The sequence below is a fragment of the Lysinibacillus sp. Ag94 genome, from assembly GCF_023242215.1.
Classification (GTDB): Bacteria; Bacillota; Bacilli; order Bacillales_A; family Planococcaceae; genus Lysinibacillus.
Window position 1 is genome coordinate 801503 of the sequence record NZ_CP096780.1, and the last position, 19784, is coordinate 821286.

Consider the following 19784-nt stretch of genomic DNA (forward strand, 5'->3'; position numbering starts at 1 on the left):
TGAAATGGTTTTAGAGTCGTTATACTCTATACGAAAAAAAGAGCAAAGAGGTTCCAAAAAAATGAAAATAAAAAAACTACGCAATTTTGCGTAGTTTTTTTATGATAATTAAACTTCCATAATGATCGGTAAAATCATAGGGCGACGTTTTGTTTTTTCAAACAAATATGGTCCTAAAACGTCGGTAATTTCATTCTTTAGCTCAGTCCATTGAGGAGTTTTGCCTTGAATGGTCTCGTTTAGGTGACGGTTTAGCATTTTTTGTGCTTCATTAATCATCGTACCTGACTCACGCATGTAAACAAAGCCTCGTGAAATAATGTCTGGACCGGAAACGATTTTTTGGTTTTCCATATCCACACTTACAACAACGATCACTAAACCTTCTTCAGAAAGAATGCGACGATCGCGTAATACGATATTACCGATATCTCCGATACCATTGCCATCAATATAAACGTCTCCTGAAGGAATACGACCTGCTACATGTGCTTCGTTAGCACTTAATGCTAGCACGTCACCATTCTCCATGACGAATGTATTTTCAAGCGGAACATCACAATCTTCTGCTAGATGAGTATGCATTTTCAACATACGGAATTCACCGTGAATTGGCATAAAGAATTTAGGCTTCATTAAGCGCAACATTAATTTTTGTTCTTCCTGAGAACCGTGACCAGAAGTGTGGATATTATTTAGTGCACCATGTATAACTTCTGCCCCTGCACGGAAAAGTAAGTTGATGATCTTATTTACACTTACTGTATTTCCTGGTACTGGTGAAGAAGAGAAGACAACTGTGTCACCAGGCTGGATTTGGATTTGACGATGTGTACCATTGGCAATACGAGAAAGAGCAGCCATTGGTTCTCCTTGAGAGCCTGTACATAATATCATGACTTCATTGGCAGGAAGACGATTAATGCTTTGGGCATCAATAAATGTATCCTTTGGTGCATTAATATAGCCTAGTTCACGACCAATTGTAATGGCATTATCCATGGAACGTCCGAAGACAGCAATTTTTCGTCCGTATTTTACTGCAGCATCTGTTGCTTGCTGTAAACGGTGAATGTTAGATGCGAAAGTTGCGAAAATAATACGACTATCTACCTTGCGGAAAATTTCATCGATACTTTTACCAACTGTACGCTCTGACATTGTGAAGTTCGGCTTTTCTGCATTCGTACTATCTGAAAGTAAGCATAGTACGCCATCACGGCCGATTTCAGCCATTTTTGTTAAGTTGGCTGGCTCTCCTACAGGTGTAAAGTCAAATTTAAAGTCACCTGTATGCACGATGTTACCAGGTGGTGTTTTTACAACGATTCCGTAAGCATCTGGAATACTATGTGTTGTTCTAAAGAAGCTAACAGATGTTTTTCTGAACTTAATAACATCTTCTTCTTTAATTTCGATAAGCTTTGTTGTACGTAGTAAGCCATGCTCGTCTAACTTATTGCGTAACAAACCAAGTGCAAGCTTACCGCCATAGACAGGAACATTTACTTGACGTAATAAGTAGGGAATACCACCGATATGGTCTTCGTGTCCATGTGTAATAAATAATCCTTTAATTTTGTCAACGTTGCGTACTAAATACGTATAATCCGGAATAACGTAATCAATACCGAGTAAGTCGTCTTCTGGGAATTTAATGCCGGCATCAATTAAAATGATTTCATCTTGAAATTGAACGCCGTAAGTGTTTTTGCCGATTTCGCCCAGTCCGCCGAGCGCGAAAACAGCTGCTTGGTCATTTTTAACAAACTTCATGTTTGTTAAATTTCCTCCAAGATAAAGTTCGGGCTTGCTTGTTCGTAGGCTAAATAGTTACCTTCAAGCAATTGAACGAACTCGATGTTATAGTTTCGGTCTTTTAGCTTTTCACGTACTTCGCGTTCTGAAGCAGCTTCTAGGTATAGACTTTTAGTGTTTTCGCGAACTGGAATTTCATTTGCTTTTTCTTGATAATAAACTTTGTAAATCATAGTTTGCTCTCCTTTAATTGCGTACAATTTTATTGCACCTTTGACTAATACCACACACGTACTACAAGAAAAAACAGCAAATTTCTAGTAAGTAAAGGAAGAAATTAGGTGTTTGAAGTTCTTGTATTCTCAGTGTTACAATCCAGACGTAATTACAACAAGGTGTAATTGAATTATGCAATGAGACAGTGGTTGCACATAGCCAAATAAATGCATTTCCTTTATATTATCACGCAGTTACTCTAAAATAAAGAAAAGCCCTTCAAATAATGAAGGGCAAATGTTAGGCAATTGATTTTTTTCCGAGTATGCCGCGAAGTTGCTTCAACAATTTACGTTTGAATTTCTTCAACATGGCACATCACTCCTTAGGATCATTATAATAAAAAATATTGCCTCTGTAAAGTCAACAACCTTGCAGAATAATACATAATGAAGGGGACTATAAGATGAAGAAAATATTATTTTTTGATGTAGATGGTACACTTTATAATAGTGAGAAAATATTACCGGCTTCTGCGAAAGAGGCACTTTTGGAAGCTCGGCGTAATGGATATGAGATAGCGATTGCAACTGGACGTGCACCTTTCATGATTCAATCCTTACTAGAAGAGCTAGATATTAATACGTATGTGACATTTAACGGACAATATGTTGTTTATCGTGGTGAGGTTATCTATGCAAATGGTGTTGGAAAAGATGAACTAGCCAAAATCATTGCCTTTGGTGAAGCGCGAAATGAACCTGTAGTATTTTTAGACGACAAGCGTATGGTTGCATCCGTAGGAAATAACGATATGGTAGTAGAAAGTCTAAATACACTGAAATATGAGTATCCAACTATAGACTCAACTTATTATATGCAGAACGATGTTTATCAAACACTTATTTTTATGGAAGAAAAAGATGAACATTTATATCGTAAGGCATTTCCAAACGTGCAATTTGTACGCTGGCATCACTATTCTTGTGATATTTTACCGAACGGAGGCTCGAAGGCTGCTGGTATTGAAAAGGTCCTTGAGAAGGTAGGGCTGACGTTAAATGATGCGATTGCATTTGGGGATGGACTCAACGATATTGAAATGTTGCAAGCTGTTGGAACTGGCGTGGCGATGGGGAATGGACATGAGAGAGTAAAGGCTGTTGCTACTCATGTTGCAGAGCATGTGGACGAGGATGGTCTCGCTAAAATTATGCGCCAATTAAATATTATTTAATTTATTTCAGCGGAGTCCAAAATATTCGCTGAAATAAATAAGGTCTCAGGCGCGCTAATAAAGGATTTTAGGTTAATTGATCTGCATCCTGTTATTGTTACCGCTCTGCTTTCGCGCAAAAGACATCTGCCGCTGCCGCTCCGCTTACGCGCAAAAGAGTGCCGAGGCTAATTCGTTGAAAAAAGAAACTAAAGAAGCAACTAGTTGTTAATCAATTCTTACAACTAGTTGCTTTTGTATTTAGTAATTTATTCAGTTGTTTTTACTATTTTTAGTTGTACACCTTTATCCGTGAAGTGATTGATCGTGTCTTCTGGTAGAGCGTTATCAGTGATAATCGTAGCCACCTCATTTACTGGACAAACTTGAATGGCGACATCTTTGTTAAATTTTGAAGAGTCCGCTGCTACATAGACAGTTTGAGAAATGTTTATAATTTGTTTCCGGGTAATAGCTTCTTCTAAATTGAAATCGGAAATTCCTTTTTCAATCGATACGCCACTAGCACAAATAAACGCTTTATTAATATTAAGGTGATCGAAGCGGAAGAGGAAATCATTAGACGTTACAGATTTTTCGGAATGTCGAATTTTACCACCGATGATAATCACTTCGATATTGGAGCCAATTAAATCAAAGGCTACTGGAAGTGAGTTTGTAATGACAGTTAATTTTTCTTTCTCTAATAAAAATGGTGTCATTTGGTATGTGGTTGTTCCGCTATCTATAAAAATGCATTCCCCATCTTGTACTAAAGAAGCACATGCTTTTGCAATAGCGATTTTTTCTGGTAGCTGTTCATGAAGTCTGTGATCGATCAATCCCTCAACAGGCTCCATATATTTTACACCGCCATAAAACTTCTCGATTTTCTTTTCTTGAACAAGTTGTTGAATATCACGACGGATTGTTTCCATGGATACGTTGAACTCATTTGTTAGTGTTACTAATTTTACTACCTTATGCTTCCGTACAAATTGCAAAATAAGCTGTTGCCTTTCTATTGTATACATTTTATCACCTCTCCTTATTATTTACTCAAAACACTTATAACTTTGTCAACACTTGGTCAGAATTTACCCAACATTTACACAAATCCGTAATTTCCTTTACAAATAGTCCCTAAACTAAACCTAAGAACTAAAGAGAGGTGAAGGATTTGTTAGAACTGAAAAATATCTCGAAAAACTATAAAAATAAAAAAGTTATAGAGAATATAAATTTAAACATTCAATCTGGTGAAATAGTTTCTTTACTAGGACCGAGTGGCTGTGGAAAAACAACTTTACTCAATATTATTTTAGGTCTTACAAAACAAACGAATGGACAGCTTTTTTTCAATGGACAAGATATATCGAAACAATCAATGCAAGAACGAGGGTTTAATATTGTTTTTCAAGACTTTGCATTGTTTCCGCATTTAAATGCATATGACAATATCGTATATGGTTTGAAGAATAAACAAAAAGGAATGTCAAAAATGGAGGTTCAGGAATATATAGACTTTTTAGAACTGACTCCACATTTACATAAAAAGATTCATGAGTTATCGGGTGGACAAAAACAACGTGTCTCTATAGCTAGAACACTTGTCATGCAGCCTAAAATTTTATTGTTAGATGAACCGTTAAGTGCACTTGATGGGGTAATAAAAGAATCGATTAAAGAAAGAATTCAATCTATTGCTCGCCAATTTAATTTAACAACTATTATTGTAACCCATGATCCAGAGGAGGCGCTCACACTTTCGGATAAAGTGCTAATTATTAATGAAGGAACTGTTTCGCAATTTGGAACGCCACAAGAAATAGTAAATACGCCAGAAAATAAATTTGTGGAAGATTTTATATTAAGGCAGCTTCATATAAAACGTCATAACATCTATCAGCTATTTGGAGAATCTTATGCTTAAATCAAATAAAATGATGAAATTGATTTTTGTGCCAATTATTTTCTTTTTTATCTTCTTTTTAGTTGTTCCGTTACTTTTTATGTTTTGGCGGTCTTTAAAAAAGGGGAATGCCATCAACATTCAAAACTATATGGAAGCATTGCAAAATGTAGAGATTCGCGATGCGTTTTTCAATAGTTTTCAGGTCTCTTTAGTAGCGGCTTTCATAACGACCATTTTGGCTTTCTTATTGGCGTATGCTGTTCATTTTACAGCGATGCATCGCTCTATGAAAAAGCTTGTGCAAGTTGGTATTACATTACCGATGCTATTGCCGACCATTACATATGGCTTTGTACTCATTTATACATTTGGCAATCAAGGGATTATTACGAAGATATTTGGTCAGCCTTTGTTTTCGATATATGGATTTAACGGTTTGTTAATTGGTTATGTGCTCTATACATTACCTGTTGCCTTTATATTAATGCAAAATTCCATGCAATACATTGATAAACGTTTTCTGCTAGTTTCTGTGTTGATGCATGATCGTCCGTTGCGAAGATTTTATCATACAGTATTTCGCCCGATGCTAGGGACGATTGGTGGGGCATTCATCCTATCATTTGTTTTAAGTTTTACGGATTTTGGGATACCTGCGTCAGTCGGTGGTGGCTACAAAGTTATTGCAATTGAGCTATATCAAGCGATGCTTGGCTCCATTGTGCATTTTGAGAGAGGCGCAGTAATTTCAATTTTAATGTTAGTACCTGCCATACTTGGAGTTGTTATGTTAACGATTTTAGAACGGTTTAATTTTCAGTATAAGCAAGTTTGTAAAAGTGACCTCATTGTCCATCGGTTCCGTGACTTGATGTTTACTGTTTTCTCGTTTGTTTGTGTAGGTGGAGTGTTCATCATGTTTTTAACGATATTTATAGTACCTTTTACGAAGGGCTACCCATATGATTTCAGCTTTACACTAGAGCATGTGAAAAACGTACTAGCTGAACCGGGCTTGAAGACAGTCTATATGAATTCGCTAATTGTTGCTGCTTTGACAGCTATTTTAGGTGTAGGTGTAGCATTTGTGTCCGCTCTATTAAATGTACGAACACCGATTAAAGGAAGGAAAAGCTTAGATTTTGCCTCGATGATTACGAATACTGTGCCAGGCATGGTACTTGGTCTTTCTTATTTATTTTTCTTTAACGGAAGTTCTTTTAAAGGGACTTTTCTGATCATTATTGCGTGTAATATTGTTCATTTCTTTACAACGCCGTATTTAATGGCCAAAAATTCATTGCAAAAAATGGACCCGACATGGGAAGTAACGGCAGAGCTATTAAAAGATTCGTGGTTAAAAACTGTTATTCGCATTATTTTGCCGAATATCAGACCTACAATTTATCAAATGTTTAGCTACTATTTTTTAAATGCCATGGTAACTGTTAGCGGAGTAATTTTTCTTGTCAGTACAAAAACGATGCTTGTATCGACCCGTATAAAAGAACTTCAACATTTCGCGAAGTATACAGATATTTTTGTCCTATCGATTTTTATTTTATGTACAAACCTCATTGTGAAATTAGGTTGTGACTATATAGCAACACCTAAAGAAAAACTAAAGGAGCATAAAGATGAAAAAATCAACAGTAATGATGTTAGGTACAGTTAGTTCAGCAATTGTTTTAGCTGCTTGCGGAGGAGCGAATGCGGAATCGAAAGAACAAGTAATTATTTATTCAAATGCAGATGATGAAGCAATTCAAGTAATGGAAACAACTTTAGATAAAGAAGGTTATAAAGGGAAATATTTAATCCAATCATTCGGAACATCTGAACTTGGTGGGAAAATGATGGCAGAGGGGAAAGACATAGAGGCGGATGTCGTTACGATGGCTTCCTATTTCATTGAAAGTGCGCAAAAATCTCAGTCAATGTTTGTGGACTTATCTTCAGAGTTAAAGCCTTTAGATGATGGTACTACGTTTGCATTACCGATCTTGGGGAATATCGGTTCGATTTTTATTAATACGGATTTATTACAACAAAAAGATTTGCCAGTCCCGACATCGATAAAGGATTTAACAGACCCTTCTTATAAAGATTTATTGTCATTTCCAAATATTCTAGACTCATCAACAGGTTGGTTATTAGTACAGGCGATTATTAAGGAGTATGGAGAAAAGGAAGGCCAAAAAATAGTAGCTGGTTTACTTAAAAATGCTGGCCCGCATATCGAAAGCTCAGGCTCTGGGCCTATTAAAAAAGTGAAAACGGGCGAAGTGGCTGTAGGGTTTGGTCTACGTATTCAGGCAATCGATGCTAAAAAAGAAGGGTTGCCGATCGATTACATCGATCCAATAGAAGGTAATTTTACATTAACAGAATCAGTGGCCGTGGTAGATAAAGAAGGGGATGAAGTATTAGCTCGTGAAATAGCAAAAGTAATAGCAACAGATGCCCGTCCTGATTTGTTGAAGCAATATCCTGTTGCTCTTTATGAAGGTGAACAAGTAAATGACGAGTTTGTTCCTAAATATTTAAAGAAATGGGACACAACATTAACGGTAGATTTATTAGAAAAACATCAAGCGTTCTTTAAAGAAGCACAACAATAAGGAGCTATTAATTTTATGAACAACTATAAATTATTAACACCAGGACCATTAACGACAACAAAAACAGTAAAACAAGAGATGTTAAAGGATCGTTGCACATGGGATGATGATTATAAAAATGTCACGCAAGCAATACGTAAGCAGCTTTTACAGTTAGCGCAAGTGAAAGAAATAGATTATACAACTGTTCTTATGCAGGGGAGTGGTAGCTTTGTTGTAGAATCTGTATTAACAACTGCGGTTGGTGAGGGAGATAAAATTCTTATTATCACAAACGGTGCCTACGGTGAACGCCTAGTTGAAATGGCTAAAGTGCTGAAGCTACAGCATACAGTTTATAGTGTTCCATATAATGAACAACCGTCTCCATCCGAAGTGAAAGTGCTGTTAGAAAATGATTCAACAATCACACATGTTGCAGTTGTACATTGTGAAACGACAACTGGGATGTTAAATCCTCTTGCTGAAATAGGAAGCGTCGTGAAAGAGTTGAACAAAACGTTTATTGTTGATGCAATGAGTAGCTTTGGCGGCGTACCGATGGATGTATCTGCATTAGGGATTGATTATTTAATAAGCAGTGCCAATAAATGTATCCAGGGGGTGCCGGGGTTCGGGTTTGTTATTGCAAGAATAGAGGAGTTAGAAAAGTGCAAAGGGCAAGCGAGAAGCGTTGCGTTAGATTTATATAAGCAGTGGGAAGTAATGAAACTAGATGGAAAATGGCGTTTTACATCACCTACACATGTAGTGGCAGCATTTGCGCAGGCATTAGAGGAACTCGCAGAAGAAGGTGGAATACGTGCTCGCTACGCACGATATGCGAATAATAATCAAATACTTCGCTCTCGTTTAAAAGCACTTGGGTTTAATGCCTATATTTCAGAGGAGCTACAATCACCTATTATTACAACGTTTTTATTCCCTTATGAAGGGTTTTCCTTCGAGCATTTCTATGATGCGATGAAAAAATCAGGTTTTGTTATTTATCCAGGGAAATTAACAGACGTGGATACATTCCGAATTGGCAATATTGGGGATATTCATGAAGATGATATGACTACATTATGTAAGGTTATCGAAAATTATATGGCGGTGATGAGTAATGAAGGTTAAAGGTGTTATTTTTGATTGGGCAGGTACAACCGTTGATTTTGGTTGCTTTGCTCCTGTGAATGTTTTCTTGACGGTTTTTGAAGATGCAGGAATCAAGGTAACGCTAGAGGAAGCGCGTAAACCAATGGGAATGCTGAAAATCGATCATATTCGGACAATGCTCGAAATGCCTAGAATTCGTGAGGTATGGAACCGGAAATATGGCCGAGATTTTACGGAACAGGATGTCCTAGCTTTATATAGGCAGTTTGAATCAAAGCTAATGGAATCGTTAGCTACTTACACAGATCCGATTCAGCATGTGAAAGAAACGGTGCATCGATTAAGGGAAGAGGGCATTCGTGTTGGCTCTACGACGGGATATACAGACTCTATGATGGAGGTAGTAACTCAATATGCAGCAGCAAAAGGATATGAACCTGATTTTTTAGTGACGCCTACTCAAGTAGGAGATAAAGGACGTCCGTACCCATATATGATTTTTAAAAATATGGAGGCATTAGGTATTGAGGCGACGAAACAAGTGGTGAAGATTGGTGATACAACCTCAGATATTAAAGAGGCTTTAAATGCGGGTGTCTGGGCTGTGGGTGTTATTGTTGGAAGCTCTGAGATGGGGTTATCTGAAGAAGAGTTTATGGCTTTATCTGAAGAAAATCAGCAAATAGCTATTGAAAAAACAGCACGAATATTTAAAGAAACAGGTGCACATTATACGATTCAAACAATGGAAGAGCTGCCTGTGTTGCTGGAAAAAATAAATGAACGTTTAGAACAAGGGATAGCAATATCATAAAGTTGAAAGTGATGGGGAGAAGATCGAAACGAGCTTGTAAAAAAAGTAGACCCCGCAGTTTATAATAACTGCAGGGGTTTGCTTTCGTTTTGTGCTCCTAATCGCGCTCGTATGGTGTAGAATTTGGAATTTCCGCAAATGGATTTTTTTCATTGATGCGATCGTAAAACATAATGCCGTTCAGGTGGTCTAATTCGTGTTGGAAGGCTATAGCAGGTAAGCCTTTAAGACGCATTTTCTTCTCTTCGCCGTCAATGGTTTTAAATTTAACTGTAACACGAGCATGACGTGGTACATAGCCTGGAACATTGCGGTCTACAGAAAGGCAGCCCTCACCCGCTGCAAGGTATGAGTTTTCTACAGAGTGGCTAACGATTTTTGGGTTGATCGCTACAAAACTTAATTGTTCGCCATTGTCATCAGGCAAATGAAGAGCAAACATTCGATGTAGACTATTTACTTGATTGGCAGCTAATCCAATACCGCCGCGTAAATTATATTTATCTGCCATTTCAGGATCTTGGCTGTTTATTAAATATTGAAGCATGTCTTCTGCAAGCTTTCTTACTTCATCAGTTAAAGGGAATTTGACCTCCTCGGCTTTTGTGCGTAAAGTCGGATGACCCTCGCGAATAATATCATCCATTAAAATCATATATGAATCTTCCTTTCAACTTTGTGGTGCTTACTTATAAGTATACACCACGTCTTAAAACAATCACATGAAAAAAGACCTTATTTGAATATACTTAAAAATTTTTCTAAAGCTATTAGAATGTCTAGAACTGGGCATTCTACTATTGGTAATCATGTAGGGGAATTGTATAATTGTGTACTTTTGATAAGTTGTTATAATACAGTTTTCCTTTATATGTAGTACAGTGTGGAACAGGTTTATTTAATTGTTATATTAGAAAAAATCTTTGTTTACACGCATATTATATGATTGACCGACAGTATTTTATTCAGTATACTGAGTGCAAAGAATAAGTTGTACTAGTTGAAATGGTGATTTATTTTAATACAGCTGAAAGGGAGATGTGACAAATGGGCAAGAAAAACAATAATATTTTTGATGCTAAACAAACGCTTACTGAAATAGAAGATAAATTTGAAATGTTTCAAATTTTGAATGAAGAAGGCGAAATTATAAATGACGAGGCAGACCCGAAGTTATCTGATGAGGAGCTAGTTGAGTTAATGACGCGTATGGTTTATACACGTATTCTAGACCAACGTTCCATTTCTCTTAACCGTCAAGGTCGTTTAGGCTTCTATGCACCAACTGCTGGGCAAGAAGCTTCACAACTTGCTTCACACTTTGCATTAGAAAAAGAAGATTGGATTTTACCAGGTTACCGTGATGTACCACAAATCGTATGGCATGGTTTACCTTTAGATAAAGCGTTTTTATTCTCACGTGGTCATTTTATGGGCAATCAAATTCCTGAAGGCGTAAACGTATTAGCACCTCAAATTATTATCGGTGCACAATATGTTCAAGCTGCAGGTGTAGCGCTTGGTATTCAAAAGCGTGGTAAAAAGGCTGTGGCTGTAACTTATACAGGTGATGGTGGTTCATCGCAAGGGGATTTCTATGAAGGCATGAACTTTGCAGGTGCGTTTAAATCACCAGCAATCTTCATTGTACAAAATAACCAATATGCAATTTCAACACCTCGTGAATTACAAACAGCTGCGAAAACAATTGCTCAAAAAGGTATAGCAGCAGGCTTACCGAGTATTTTAGTAGACGGAATGGATGCGTTAGCAGTTTACGTTGCAACACGTGATGCACGTGAGCGCGCAGTTAATGGCGAAGGTCCAACTTTAATTGAAACAATGTGCTATCGCTATGGTCCTCATACAATGGCGGGGGATGACCCAACGCGTTACCGCACATCGGATACAGATAATGAATGGGCGCAAAAAGACCCTCTTGTACGCTTCCGTAAATATCTAGAGGCAAAAGGTTTATGGGATGAGCAAAAAGAAGAGGCTGTTATTGAGCGTGCAAAAGAAGAAATTAAAGAGGCAATCAAAAAAGCCGATGCTGCTCCAAAACAAAAAGTAACAGAGTTAATGGAAAACATGTATAAAGGCGAAATGCCATCTAATTTAAAAGAACAGTATGAAATCTACAAAGAGAAGGAGTCGAAATAACCTATGGCACAAATGACAATGATTCAAGCAATTACAGATGCACTTCGCACAGAATTAAAGAATGATGAAAACGTTCTTGTATTCGGGGAAGATGTAGGTGTCAACGGTGGGGTATTCCGCGCAACTGAAGGCCTACAAAAAGAATTCGGTGTTGATCGCGTATTCGATACGCCATTAGCCGAGTCAGGTATTGGTGGCTTAGCAGTCGGACTTTCTCTTCAAGGTTTCCGTCCAGTTCCTGAAATTCAGTTCTTCGGCTTTGTTTATGAAGTAATGGATTCCATTAGTGGTCAATTAGCACGTATGAGCTATCGTAGCGGTGGTGTCTATAATGCGCCAGTAACAATCCGTTCTCCATTTGGTGGTGGTGTACATACACCAGAAATGCACTCAGATAGCTTAGAAAGTTTAATGACAGCACAACCAGGGTTAACGGTTGTTGTACCATCTACACCGTACGATGCGAAAGGCTTACTGATTTCATCTATTCGAAATGATAACCCAGTAATTTTCTTAGAGCATTTAAAATTATATCGTTCATTCCGTGAAGAGGTACCAGAGGAAGCATACGAAATTCCACTAGGTAAAGCGGATGTAAAACGTGAAGGTAAAGATCTAACGATTATTGCCTATGGTTTGATGGTTCACGAAAGCTTAAAAGCTGCAGAAGAGCTAGAAAAAGAAGGTCACTCTGTAGAAGTGATTGATTTACGTACAATTCAACCAATTGATATTGAAACAATTATCGCGTCAGTTGAAAAAACAGGTCGTGCAATCGTTGTACAAGAGGCTCAAAAACAAGCAGGTATTGCTGCAAATGTTGTGGCTGAAATTACAGAACGTGCGATTTTAAGCTTAGAAGCACCTGTACTTCGTGTGGCTGCACCTGATACTGTGTACCCATTCCCACAAGCTGAAGGTGTTTGGTTACCAAACTATAAAGATGTAATGGAAACAGCGAAAAAAGTTTTAACATTCTAACTTCTTTCAGCTAAATCTCCCACTTCTATAGGTGGTGAGATGAATGTGGTTTAAAGTCACTTTTCAGCGGGTGTCCAAACACCCGCTGAAAGAAGTTAAAGCCACCGGCGGATGTCACAGAATCGGAAAGGAGTTCTTAGGGGATGTTAGCCTAAAACCATCGCATCCATGCGATAACGGCTAACTGACCTGCATCGTGCAGGCCTAAGCACAAAGCCGATTCCGGACGCAATTATGCCGAGGCATAATTGATTATATGTAGCTTCTAAACGACGGTAATATAGAAAGGATGGGTACACATGGCATTTGAATTCAGATTACCAGACATAGGCGAGGGGATTCACGAAGGCGAAATCGTGAAATGGTTCGTTAAAGCTGGAGATACAGTAAAAGAAGATGATATTCTTTGTGAAGTACAAAATGACAAAGCGGTAGTAGAAATCCCTTCTCCGGTTGAAGGGAAAGTAGAGGAAGTTTTAGTAGGAGAAGGTACAGTAGCGGTTGTTGGTGATGTTTTAATCCGCTTTGATGCACCTGGCTATGAAGACTTAAAGCTAAAAGGTGATGACCATGCTGAAGCGAAAACTGAGGCTCAAGTTCAAGCAACAGCTGAGTCTGGTCAGAAAGTAGAGAAGGCACCTGTTAAAGATGAGCAGGCTCCAGAAAAAGCTACTGAAAAGACTGAAGCTGTAACTGTAGCTGATGATAATAAGCGTGTCATCGCAATGCCTTCGGTACGTAAATTTGCACGAGAGCATGATGTGAATATTCGTGAAGTTAAAGGTACAGGCAAAAATGGTCGTATTTTAAAACAAGATATTGACAATTTCCTAAAAGGTGGAGGCGCTGTAGAGGTTGAAGTAGCAGCTCCGGTTGCTAATGAAGAAGCCGTTCAGCAAGAAACTACTGCACCAGCTGCACCAGTAGTCCTTGAAGGTGAATTCCCTGAAACACGTGAGAAAATGTCGGGCATTCGAAAAGCGATTGCAAAAGCGATGGTTCACTCGAAACAAACGGCTCCACATGTTACACTAATGGATGAAGTCGATGTAACAGCTCTAGTAGCACATCGCAAAAAATTCAAAGATATCGCTGCTGAAAAAGGTGTCAAATTAACGTACTTACCATACGTAGTTAAAGCGCTTATTTCAACTTTACGCGAATTCCCAGAATTTAACCGCTCATTAGATGATGCAACACAAGAAATTATTCAGAAGCATTATTATAATATTGGTATTGCAGCAGATACAGAAAAAGGCTTGTTAGTACCAGTTATTAAGCACGCAGATCGTAAATCTGTTTTTGCAGTATCAAATGAGATTAATGACTTAGCGACTAAAGCACGTGAAGGTAAACTTGCACCACATGAAATGAAGGGCGCTTCGATGTCGATTACGAATATCGGCTCTGCAGGAGGACAATGGTTTACTCCGGTAATTAATCATCCTGAAGTAGCAATTCTAGGTATTGGTCGAATATCAGAAAAACCTGTAATAAAAAATGGTGAAATTGTAGCCGCACCTGTGTTAGCATTATCATTGAGCTTTGATCATCGTATGATCGATGGAGCCACTGCGCAAAATGCTTTAAATCACTTAAAGCGTTTGTTAAGTGAACCAGAATTATTATTAATGGAGGCGTAACAAAAATGGTAGTAGGAGATTTTCCAATCGAAACAGATACTCTTGTCATTGGTTCAGGTCCTGGAGGATATGTAGCCGCAATCCGTGCAGCTCAAACTGGCCAAAAAGTAACAATCGTTGAAAAAAATGTACTTGGTGGTGTGTGCTTAAACGTAGGTTGTATCCCATCAAAAGCATTAATTTCAGTAGGTCACCGTTTTGAGCATGCTAAACATTCAGATGACATGGGTATCATCGCTTCTGACGTGAAATTAGACTTCTCAAAAGCACAAGCATTTAAAGACAGCGTTGTTAAAAAATTAACTGGCGGTGTTGAAGGCTTACTTAAAGGTAATAAAGTTGAAATTGTACAAGGTGAAGCTTATTTCGTTGACGCTCATTCAGTGCGTATCATCAATGGTGAATCTGCTCAAACTTACACATTTAACAATGTAATTATCGCAACAGGTTCTCGTCCAGTTGAAATTCCAACATTCAAATTCTCTAAACGCGTACTAAATTCTACTGGCGCACTTTCTTTACAAGAAGTACCAGGTAAATTAGTCGTTATCGGTGGAGGTTATATTGGTACAGAGTTAGGTTCAGCTTATGCTAATCTTGGCTCACAAGTAACAATTATCGAAGGCGGAAAAGATATCTTAGCTGGTTTCGAAAAACAAATGACACAAATCGTGAAAAAAGGCCTTAAAAAGAAAGGCGTTGAAATTGAAGTAAACGCATCTGCAAAAGGCGTTGAAGAAACAGAAAACGGCGTAGTAGTAACATATGAAGTTGGCGGAGAAGAGAAAAAAGTTGAAGCTGACTATGTATTAGTAACTGTAGGTCGTCGTCCAAATACAGATGAAATGGGCCTTGCTGAAATCGGTATTGAATTCGGTGAACGTGGTCTTATCAATGTTGACAAACAATGTCGTACAAATATTCCAAACATCTATGCAATTGGTGATATTGTAGCTGGTCCTCAGCTTGCTCATAAAGCATCTTACGAAGGTAAAGTTGCTGCTGAAGCAATCGCTGGTGAAAAATCAATCGTTGATTATTTAGCTATTCCTGCTGTATGCTTCACAGATCCAGAAATGGCAACAGTTGGTTATAATGAAGATGAAGCGAAAGCTGAAGGCATTGAATACACTGCAGCGAAATTCCCATTCGCAGCAAATGGTCGTGCACTTGCATTAAACCAAACAGAAGGTTTCGTGAAGCTTGTTGCGCGTAAAGAAGATGGCTTATTAATCGGTGCTCAAATCGTAGGTGCTGGTGCATCAGATATGATCGCTGAAATGGGCTTAGCAATTGAAGGCGGTATGACTGCTGAAGATATCGCGTTAACAATCCATGCTCACCCAACATTAGGTGAAATTACAATGGAAGCTGCTGAAGTATTACTTGGCAACCCAATCCATATTGTAGCGAAAAAATAATAAAGTTTAGAAAAACGGCTATAAAGCATTTGCTTTGTAGCCGTTTTTTTGTATATTACTTGTAACTTTGATAAAGTAATACTATCGAATGAATATTCTAAAAATATAATTCGGCTTGGATTATAGTAAATAGCGAATAGATTTAGCGCATGTATTAGTTAGTCTCAGAAATTAGCTGCTAGATATTCGAAAATGCTATCGAGTTTGTGTAAAAGAGATGTTGAACAAAAAACTGGGGTGATAACAATGGAACTAGGCTTAAAGGGGAAAGTAGCAGTTATTACAGGTTCAAGTAAGGGGATTGGTTATTATACAGCGATGCAGCTTGTGAAAGAGGGAGCAAAGGTTGTACTTTGTGCTCGTGGTGAAAAACAGCTTCAAGTGGCTGCTGGCTGTATTAAAAACGAAACAGGCGAGGACGTATTAATTGTACCGACTGATATTACAAAGGAAAAAGATTGTAAATACTTAATTGAGCGAGCAGTAGAACATTTTGGTCGCCTTGATATTCTTATTAATAATGCAGGGACAGCTTCAGCTCAACCATTTGAATCAGTTAGTAGTGAGCTATGGCAAGCTGATATAGATTTAAAAGTGTTTGGTGCTGTCAATTGTTCAAAATATGCTACACCGCATTTGCGTAAGGCTGGTGGTGGTGCAATAGTTAATGTGACTGCGGTAATGGCTAAAACACCGCCTGCCAACTCTCTCCCTACTACTGTAAGTCGTGCGGCAGGACTTGCGTTAACAAAGGCTATGAGCAAAGACTTAGGTAAAGATAATATTCGTGTGAATTCTGTTTGTATTGGGCTTATTCGTAGTGATCAAATAGAGAAGAAGTGGAAAGAAGAAGCGCCAGAATTATCGTGGGAAAATTATTCCCATAATGTAGGTCAAACGATTCCGCTTGGTCGGATAGGGGATACTCAAGAAGCGGCGAATGTCATTACGTTTTTAGTATCAGATGCAGCTAGTTATGTGACAGGAACTTCCGTAAACATTGATGGTGGTTCAGGACATGCATTATAGAAAAGCCTAAACTAGCAATTTTTTTGAGAAAAGGAATATTTAAAGCCCATCACCAAAAGTTGTGGATGACATTTGTTAAAACGCTACTTTGTCAATAAGTTGATTGGAGCGGAGGATGGGCAACTCCTTGGGGATTAACAATAGAGGAACGAAGGCTAAAAGCATCACATCCTGTGATAACGCCTTCGTGACCAACATCGTGTTGGCCCGAGACCCTCGAGCGAGCTATGCGAGTGAAGCGGCTCATCGGACGCCCCCAGGAAGCTTAGCTCTGTGCGAAAGCGAAGCGGCAGCACAAAGCGCCCAGCCGGAGTGGAAATCAACCACACGTTAGGGTGATGACCCCCATTTACTGGTGTCTAACGAATGAATGTAGAACAGTTTTAGACAACCTATTTAAGTTATATAGAAAAAGGATGGCTCAAAGTGTTTTGGAGTCATCCTTTTTTTCTATTGTTTTCCTAAAATTATAATAGACAGAAAATTCCTGCAGATGTAGAATAAACGTTATAGGGGGTGAAATGTGGCGAAATGTTGAACGAAAAATTTGCTTCGATGTTAAAGAAAGTTGTTCGTATTATTGTTCAGATTGGGATACTCAATATTTTTTATTACATGGGTGTCGGTATTGTGGCTTTACTACACGTACCTCTTCCAGGAAGTGTAATTGGATTACTATTACTAGCGCTTTCACTCAACTTCAAACTAATTAAAGTAGAATACATTCAAGATGGAGCCGGTTTCTTAATTGGCGTATTAACCTTGTTTTTCATTCCTGCAACAGTAGGAGTGATTGACTACCCTGAACTTTTTTCAACAACCGGCCTCTTGATTATGCTAGCCGTTATAGCAAGTACGCTAATTTCTATTTATGTTACAGGATTACTTAGTCAAATAGTTGAGAAAAAAGAGCTGGCTAAAAAAGAAACAGAAGCCGTTGTAGAAGAAGGAGAGGGGGGACTAACGGTTGATTGAAATGATTGTTGTCGTTGGCACCGTTGTCTTATTCGTTTTATTTACAAAACTTTATCAACGGTACCCACATCCTTTAATGATTCCACTAGTGACGACAACGATCGTCAGTGCTGTTATATTATTAGTCTTTAATATTCCATATGCTACTTATATGGAAGGAGGGCAATGGCTTCAAAAAATGCTAGGTCCAGCAGTTGTAGCCCTAGCTTATCCTCTATACAATCAACGTGAGATCATTATGAAATATAAGTATGCTATTTTGTCAGGTATTTTTATCGCTATGATTACAGGCTTAGCAACAATATTTGTTATGCTGAAATGGATTGGTGTTAATAAAAGCTGGCTACTGACAGCCTTACCTAAATCATTAACAACACCTGTAGGTATGCAGGTGAGTGAGACCATTGGCGGTATTCCACCATTAACAGCTGTACTCGTAATGCTAGCAGGGTTTGTAGGCGCTATTATTGGACCTTTAGTCATTAAATACGGCAAAATTGATTCAGCCGTTAGTAGAGGTGTTGCAGTAGGTAGTGCTTCACATGGCGTTGGGCTTGTTAAATTAAGAGAATACGGAGAACAAGAATTATCAGTAGGCTCACTATCTATGGCCTTAACGGCAATAATAGGCGCATTTTTATGTCCGCTATTTGTGTATTTATTTTTGTGAAAAAAAGCTATATACAGATATAAACTGTATATAGTCTTTTTAATCTTTTTCGATTATAAATTGAATGGTATGAGCAAGTCCTGTGTGGAGTATACCTTCATTTCGCATTTGTTCACCTGTGAAAAAATGGATAATCTTATAAGGTTGACACCATTTTAGAACATCTAAAGGGTCATATAAAAAATCAAGTTGTCTTGGGCCACCAGACGCGTAAGGTAGTTGATAAATTGAATAAAGTTCCATCATAATACGACCGCCAGATTTTACTGAGTTTACAATCTGCTTAAACACTTCTTGTTGCTGTTCGGCTTGGAAATGTCCAAACACCATAATAGCAGCATCAAACTTTTCTACTGGTAGTTCATCTTGCAGTAAGTTAGTAAGCTTTGTATGAACCGACACATTATGTTTTTCTGCGAGTTGTACTGTTTTTTTAAGACCGCTCTCCGCATAATCAAAAGCAGTTACTGTATGCCCCTGTAAAGCTAAAAATACAGCATTTCGACCTTCACCTTCGGCAAATGCAGCCACATTTTGATAATCTTTTAAATAGTGTACATAGTCTTCTATAAATGCATTTGGCTGCTCACCATAAACATATTCAACCGTTTTAAATCGTTGATCCCATGCGTTCATCTCATCACTCCTTTAACTTCTTTCAGCGGGTGTCCAAACATCCGTACCTGTCACTACGCTTTCGGGATAAAAGACATCTGCTGAAATTAATTGTAAGTGAAGGAAGCTCTAGAATCGAATTTTTTGCTTAGTTCATGAAAGCAACTATGCGTTGCGAATTAGCAAATAACAACTTCTAGAATAAAGTGTAATAATCCATTATTATTTGATCAAAACCCGATAAGTTGGAGGTGAAGTTCAATGAATTTAGAAAACCGTTTAAAGGAATTAAGAGAACAACATAAGTATACGCAAGATGATGTCGCAAGTTTTTTAAATATTTCAAGACAATCCGTTTCAAAATGGGAGTTAGGAAAGGGCTATCCTGATATTGATAATTTAAGAAGGTTAAGTGATTTATATAAAATTTCTTTAGATCAGCTTATTACAGGGGAAGAAAAATATCATAAACTAGAAGCCAAAGCCTCAGTTTCAGCTTCCAATACAAATAAATCCGATCACAAAACTATCGGTGATTTTTTATGGAGATATTGGTGGCTTGTTTTCCCGATACTTGGTATGGTTTCTTCTTGGTATTATTATCATTAATAATCGACAAAAAGCTACCCCTTTCTGAGGTAGCTTTCCT

Annotated in this window: 19 protein-coding genes; 14 read left to right on the top strand and 5 right to left on the bottom strand. The window is 38.0% G+C overall.

Annotation, left to right across the window (positions count from 1 at the left end):
- Positions 1 to 108: 108 nt before the first annotated feature.
- Together rnjA and MY533_RS03515 are read right to left on the bottom strand one after the other, a co-directional pair.
- A complete protein-coding gene (rnjA, locus tag MY533_RS03510) occupies positions 109 to 1776 on the bottom strand; it encodes a ribonuclease J1 (protein WP_132357700.1) in 1668 nt (555 codons plus the stop codon).
- Positions 1777 to 1781: 5 nt separating this feature from the next.
- Entirely contained in the window at positions 1782 to 1991 is a 210-nt protein-coding gene (locus MY533_RS03515) for a DNA-dependent RNA polymerase subunit epsilon (protein WP_100543180.1), read from the bottom strand.
- A 449-nt stretch (positions 1992 to 2440) separates the two neighbouring features.
- Between MY533_RS03515 and MY533_RS03520 the strand changes: the two genes are divergently transcribed.
- Positions 2441 to 3211 carry a Cof-type HAD-IIB family hydrolase gene (locus MY533_RS03520; protein WP_248718053.1) on the top strand — a complete coding sequence of 257 codons (771 nt, stop codon included), beginning with the start codon at positions 2441 to 2443 and terminating at the stop codon, positions 3209 to 3211.
- A 248-nt stretch (positions 3212 to 3459) separates the two neighbouring features.
- Here the strand turns inward: MY533_RS03520 and MY533_RS03525 are convergent, their stop codons facing one another.
- Positions 3460 to 4224 (bottom strand): DeoR/GlpR family DNA-binding transcription regulator, encoded by a 765-nt coding sequence (locus MY533_RS03525; RefSeq protein ID WP_248718054.1) that lies wholly within the window; start codon positions 4222 to 4224, stop codon positions 3460 to 3462.
- A gap of 146 nt (positions 4225 to 4370) precedes the next feature.
- Between MY533_RS03525 and MY533_RS03530 the strand changes: the two genes are divergently transcribed.
- From MY533_RS03530 to phnX, 5 genes are read left to right on the top strand one after another with little or no spacing between them, the layout of a single operon-like run.
- Complete coding sequence (locus MY533_RS03530) at positions 4371 to 5123, top strand: ABC transporter ATP-binding protein (protein WP_248718055.1); 753 nt, start codon at positions 4371 to 4373, stop codon at positions 5121 to 5123.
- Positions 5116 to 6780 (top strand): ABC transporter permease, encoded by a 1665-nt coding sequence (locus MY533_RS03535; protein ID WP_248718056.1) that lies wholly within the window; start codon positions 5116 to 5118, stop codon positions 6778 to 6780. The genes MY533_RS03530 and MY533_RS03535 overlap by 8 nt, the downstream gene beginning before the upstream one ends.
- Positions 6743 to 7726, top strand: coding sequence for an extracellular solute-binding protein (locus MY533_RS03540; protein ID WP_248718057.1), 984 nt, complete (start codon positions 6743 to 6745; stop codon positions 7724 to 7726). Before MY533_RS03535 ends, MY533_RS03540 begins: the two co-directional genes overlap by 38 nt.
- Before the next feature lie 15 nt (positions 7727 to 7741).
- Positions 7742 to 8842 carry a 2-aminoethylphosphonate--pyruvate transaminase gene (locus MY533_RS03545; RefSeq protein WP_248718058.1) on the top strand — a complete coding sequence of 367 codons (1101 nt, stop codon included), beginning with the start codon at positions 7742 to 7744 and terminating at the stop codon, positions 8840 to 8842.
- Positions 8832 to 9638, top strand: coding sequence for a phosphonoacetaldehyde hydrolase (gene phnX / locus MY533_RS03550; protein WP_248718059.1), 807 nt, complete (start codon positions 8832 to 8834; stop codon positions 9636 to 9638). The genes MY533_RS03545 and phnX overlap by 11 nt, the downstream gene beginning before the upstream one ends.
- A 97-nt stretch (positions 9639 to 9735) precedes the next feature.
- Here phnX and def read toward each other — a convergent pair whose 3' ends face one another.
- Complete coding sequence (gene def / locus MY533_RS03555) at positions 9736 to 10293, bottom strand: peptide deformylase (protein ID WP_132357681.1); 558 nt, start codon at positions 10291 to 10293, stop codon at positions 9736 to 9738.
- 392 nt (positions 10294 to 10685) lie between these two features.
- Between def and pdhA the strand changes: the two genes are divergently transcribed.
- The 7 genes from pdhA to MY533_RS03590 all read left to right on the top strand — a co-directional run bounded on the left by pdhA (position 10686) and on the right by MY533_RS03590 (position 18520).
- On the top strand, positions 10686 to 11801 hold the full coding sequence (pdhA, locus tag MY533_RS03560; RefSeq protein ID WP_132357679.1) for a pyruvate dehydrogenase (acetyl-transferring) E1 component subunit alpha: 1116 nt from the start codon (positions 10686 to 10688) through the stop codon (positions 11799 to 11801).
- Between the two features lie 3 nt (positions 11802 to 11804).
- Positions 11805 to 12782, top strand: coding sequence for an alpha-ketoacid dehydrogenase subunit beta (locus MY533_RS03565; RefSeq protein WP_079559704.1), 978 nt, complete (start codon positions 11805 to 11807; stop codon positions 12780 to 12782).
- A 299-nt stretch (positions 12783 to 13081) separates the two neighbouring features.
- Positions 13082 to 14425, top strand: a complete 1344-nt coding sequence (locus tag MY533_RS03570) for a dihydrolipoamide acetyltransferase family protein (protein ID WP_248718060.1) — start codon at positions 13082 to 13084, stop codon at positions 14423 to 14425.
- A gap of 5 nt (positions 14426 to 14430) precedes the next feature.
- The gene (gene lpdA / locus MY533_RS03575) at positions 14431 to 15846 is read left to right on the top strand and encodes a dihydrolipoyl dehydrogenase (RefSeq protein ID WP_132357676.1); all 1416 of its coding nucleotides are present in this window, start codon (positions 14431 to 14433) and stop codon (positions 15844 to 15846) included.
- Positions 15847 to 16092: 246 nt separating this feature from the next.
- Positions 16093 to 16875 (top strand): SDR family NAD(P)-dependent oxidoreductase, encoded by a 783-nt coding sequence (locus MY533_RS03580; RefSeq protein ID WP_248718061.1) that lies wholly within the window; start codon positions 16093 to 16095, stop codon positions 16873 to 16875.
- A 531-nt stretch (positions 16876 to 17406) separates the two neighbouring features.
- The gene (locus MY533_RS03585; protein ID WP_248718062.1) at positions 17407 to 17850 is read left to right on the top strand and encodes a CidA/LrgA family protein; all 444 of its coding nucleotides are present in this window, start codon (positions 17407 to 17409) and stop codon (positions 17848 to 17850) included.
- A 1-nt stretch (position 17851) separates the two neighbouring features.
- Positions 17852 to 18520 carry an LrgB family protein gene (locus MY533_RS03590; protein WP_248719140.1) on the top strand — a complete coding sequence of 223 codons (669 nt, stop codon included), beginning with the start codon at positions 17852 to 17854 and terminating at the stop codon, positions 18518 to 18520.
- 39 nt (positions 18521 to 18559) lie between these two features.
- Here the strand turns inward: MY533_RS03590 and MY533_RS03595 are convergent, their stop codons facing one another.
- On the bottom strand, positions 18560 to 19156 hold the full coding sequence (locus tag MY533_RS03595) for a class I SAM-dependent methyltransferase (protein WP_248718063.1): 597 nt from the start codon (positions 19154 to 19156) through the stop codon (positions 18560 to 18562).
- 240 nt (positions 19157 to 19396) lie between these two features.
- Here MY533_RS03595 and MY533_RS03600 point away from each other — a divergent pair, with 240 nt between their 5' ends.
- The gene (locus tag MY533_RS03600) at positions 19397 to 19744 is read left to right on the top strand and encodes a helix-turn-helix transcriptional regulator (protein WP_132357666.1); all 348 of its coding nucleotides are present in this window, start codon (positions 19397 to 19399) and stop codon (positions 19742 to 19744) included.
- Positions 19745 to 19784 lie beyond the last annotated feature (40 nt).

What these genes read in the sequence shown, in the direction of transcription:
- rnjA (WP_132357700.1), bottom strand. Translation starts at nt 1,776, where the DNA reads ATGAAGTTTGTTAAAAATGACCAAGCAGCTGTTTTCGCGCTCGGCGGA.
- MY533_RS03515 (WP_100543180.1), bottom strand. Translation starts at nt 1,991, where the DNA reads ATGATTTACAAAGTTTATTATCAAGAAAAAGCAAATGAAATTCCAGTT.
- MY533_RS03520 (WP_248718053.1), top strand. Translation starts at nt 2,441, where the DNA reads ATGAAGAAAATATTATTTTTTGATGTAGATGGTACACTTTATAATAGT.
- MY533_RS03525 (WP_248718054.1), bottom strand. Translation starts at nt 4,224, where the DNA reads ATGTATACAATAGAAAGGCAACAGCTTATTTTGCAATTTGTACGGAAG.
- MY533_RS03535 (WP_248718056.1), top strand. Translation starts at nt 5,116, where the DNA reads ATGCTTAAATCAAATAAAATGATGAAATTGATTTTTGTGCCAATTATT.
- MY533_RS03540 (WP_248718057.1), top strand. Translation starts at nt 6,743, where the DNA reads ATGAAAAAATCAACAGTAATGATGTTAGGTACAGTTAGTTCAGCAATT.
- MY533_RS03545 (WP_248718058.1), top strand. Translation starts at nt 7,742, where the DNA reads ATGAACAACTATAAATTATTAACACCAGGACCATTAACGACAACAAAA.
- phnX (WP_248718059.1), top strand. Translation starts at nt 8,832, where the DNA reads ATGAAGGTTAAAGGTGTTATTTTTGATTGGGCAGGTACAACCGTTGAT.
- def (WP_132357681.1), bottom strand. Translation starts at nt 10,293, where the DNA reads ATGATTTTAATGGATGATATTATTCGCGAGGGTCATCCGACTTTACGC.
- pdhA (WP_132357679.1), top strand. Translation starts at nt 10,686, where the DNA reads ATGGGCAAGAAAAACAATAATATTTTTGATGCTAAACAAACGCTTACT.
- MY533_RS03565 (WP_079559704.1), top strand. Translation starts at nt 11,805, where the DNA reads ATGGCACAAATGACAATGATTCAAGCAATTACAGATGCACTTCGCACA.
- MY533_RS03570 (WP_248718060.1), top strand. Translation starts at nt 13,082, where the DNA reads ATGGCATTTGAATTCAGATTACCAGACATAGGCGAGGGGATTCACGAA.
- lpdA (WP_132357676.1), top strand. Translation starts at nt 14,431, where the DNA reads ATGGTAGTAGGAGATTTTCCAATCGAAACAGATACTCTTGTCATTGGT.
- MY533_RS03580 (WP_248718061.1), top strand. Translation starts at nt 16,093, where the DNA reads ATGGAACTAGGCTTAAAGGGGAAAGTAGCAGTTATTACAGGTTCAAGT.
- MY533_RS03585 (WP_248718062.1), top strand. Translation starts at nt 17,407, where the DNA reads ATGTTGAACGAAAAATTTGCTTCGATGTTAAAGAAAGTTGTTCGTATT.
- MY533_RS03590 (WP_248719140.1), top strand. Translation starts at nt 17,852, where the DNA reads ATGATTGTTGTCGTTGGCACCGTTGTCTTATTCGTTTTATTTACAAAA.
- MY533_RS03595 (WP_248718063.1), bottom strand. Translation starts at nt 19,156, where the DNA reads ATGAACGCATGGGATCAACGATTTAAAACGGTTGAATATGTTTATGGT.
- MY533_RS03600 (WP_132357666.1), top strand. Translation starts at nt 19,397, where the DNA reads ATGAATTTAGAAAACCGTTTAAAGGAATTAAGAGAACAACATAAGTAT.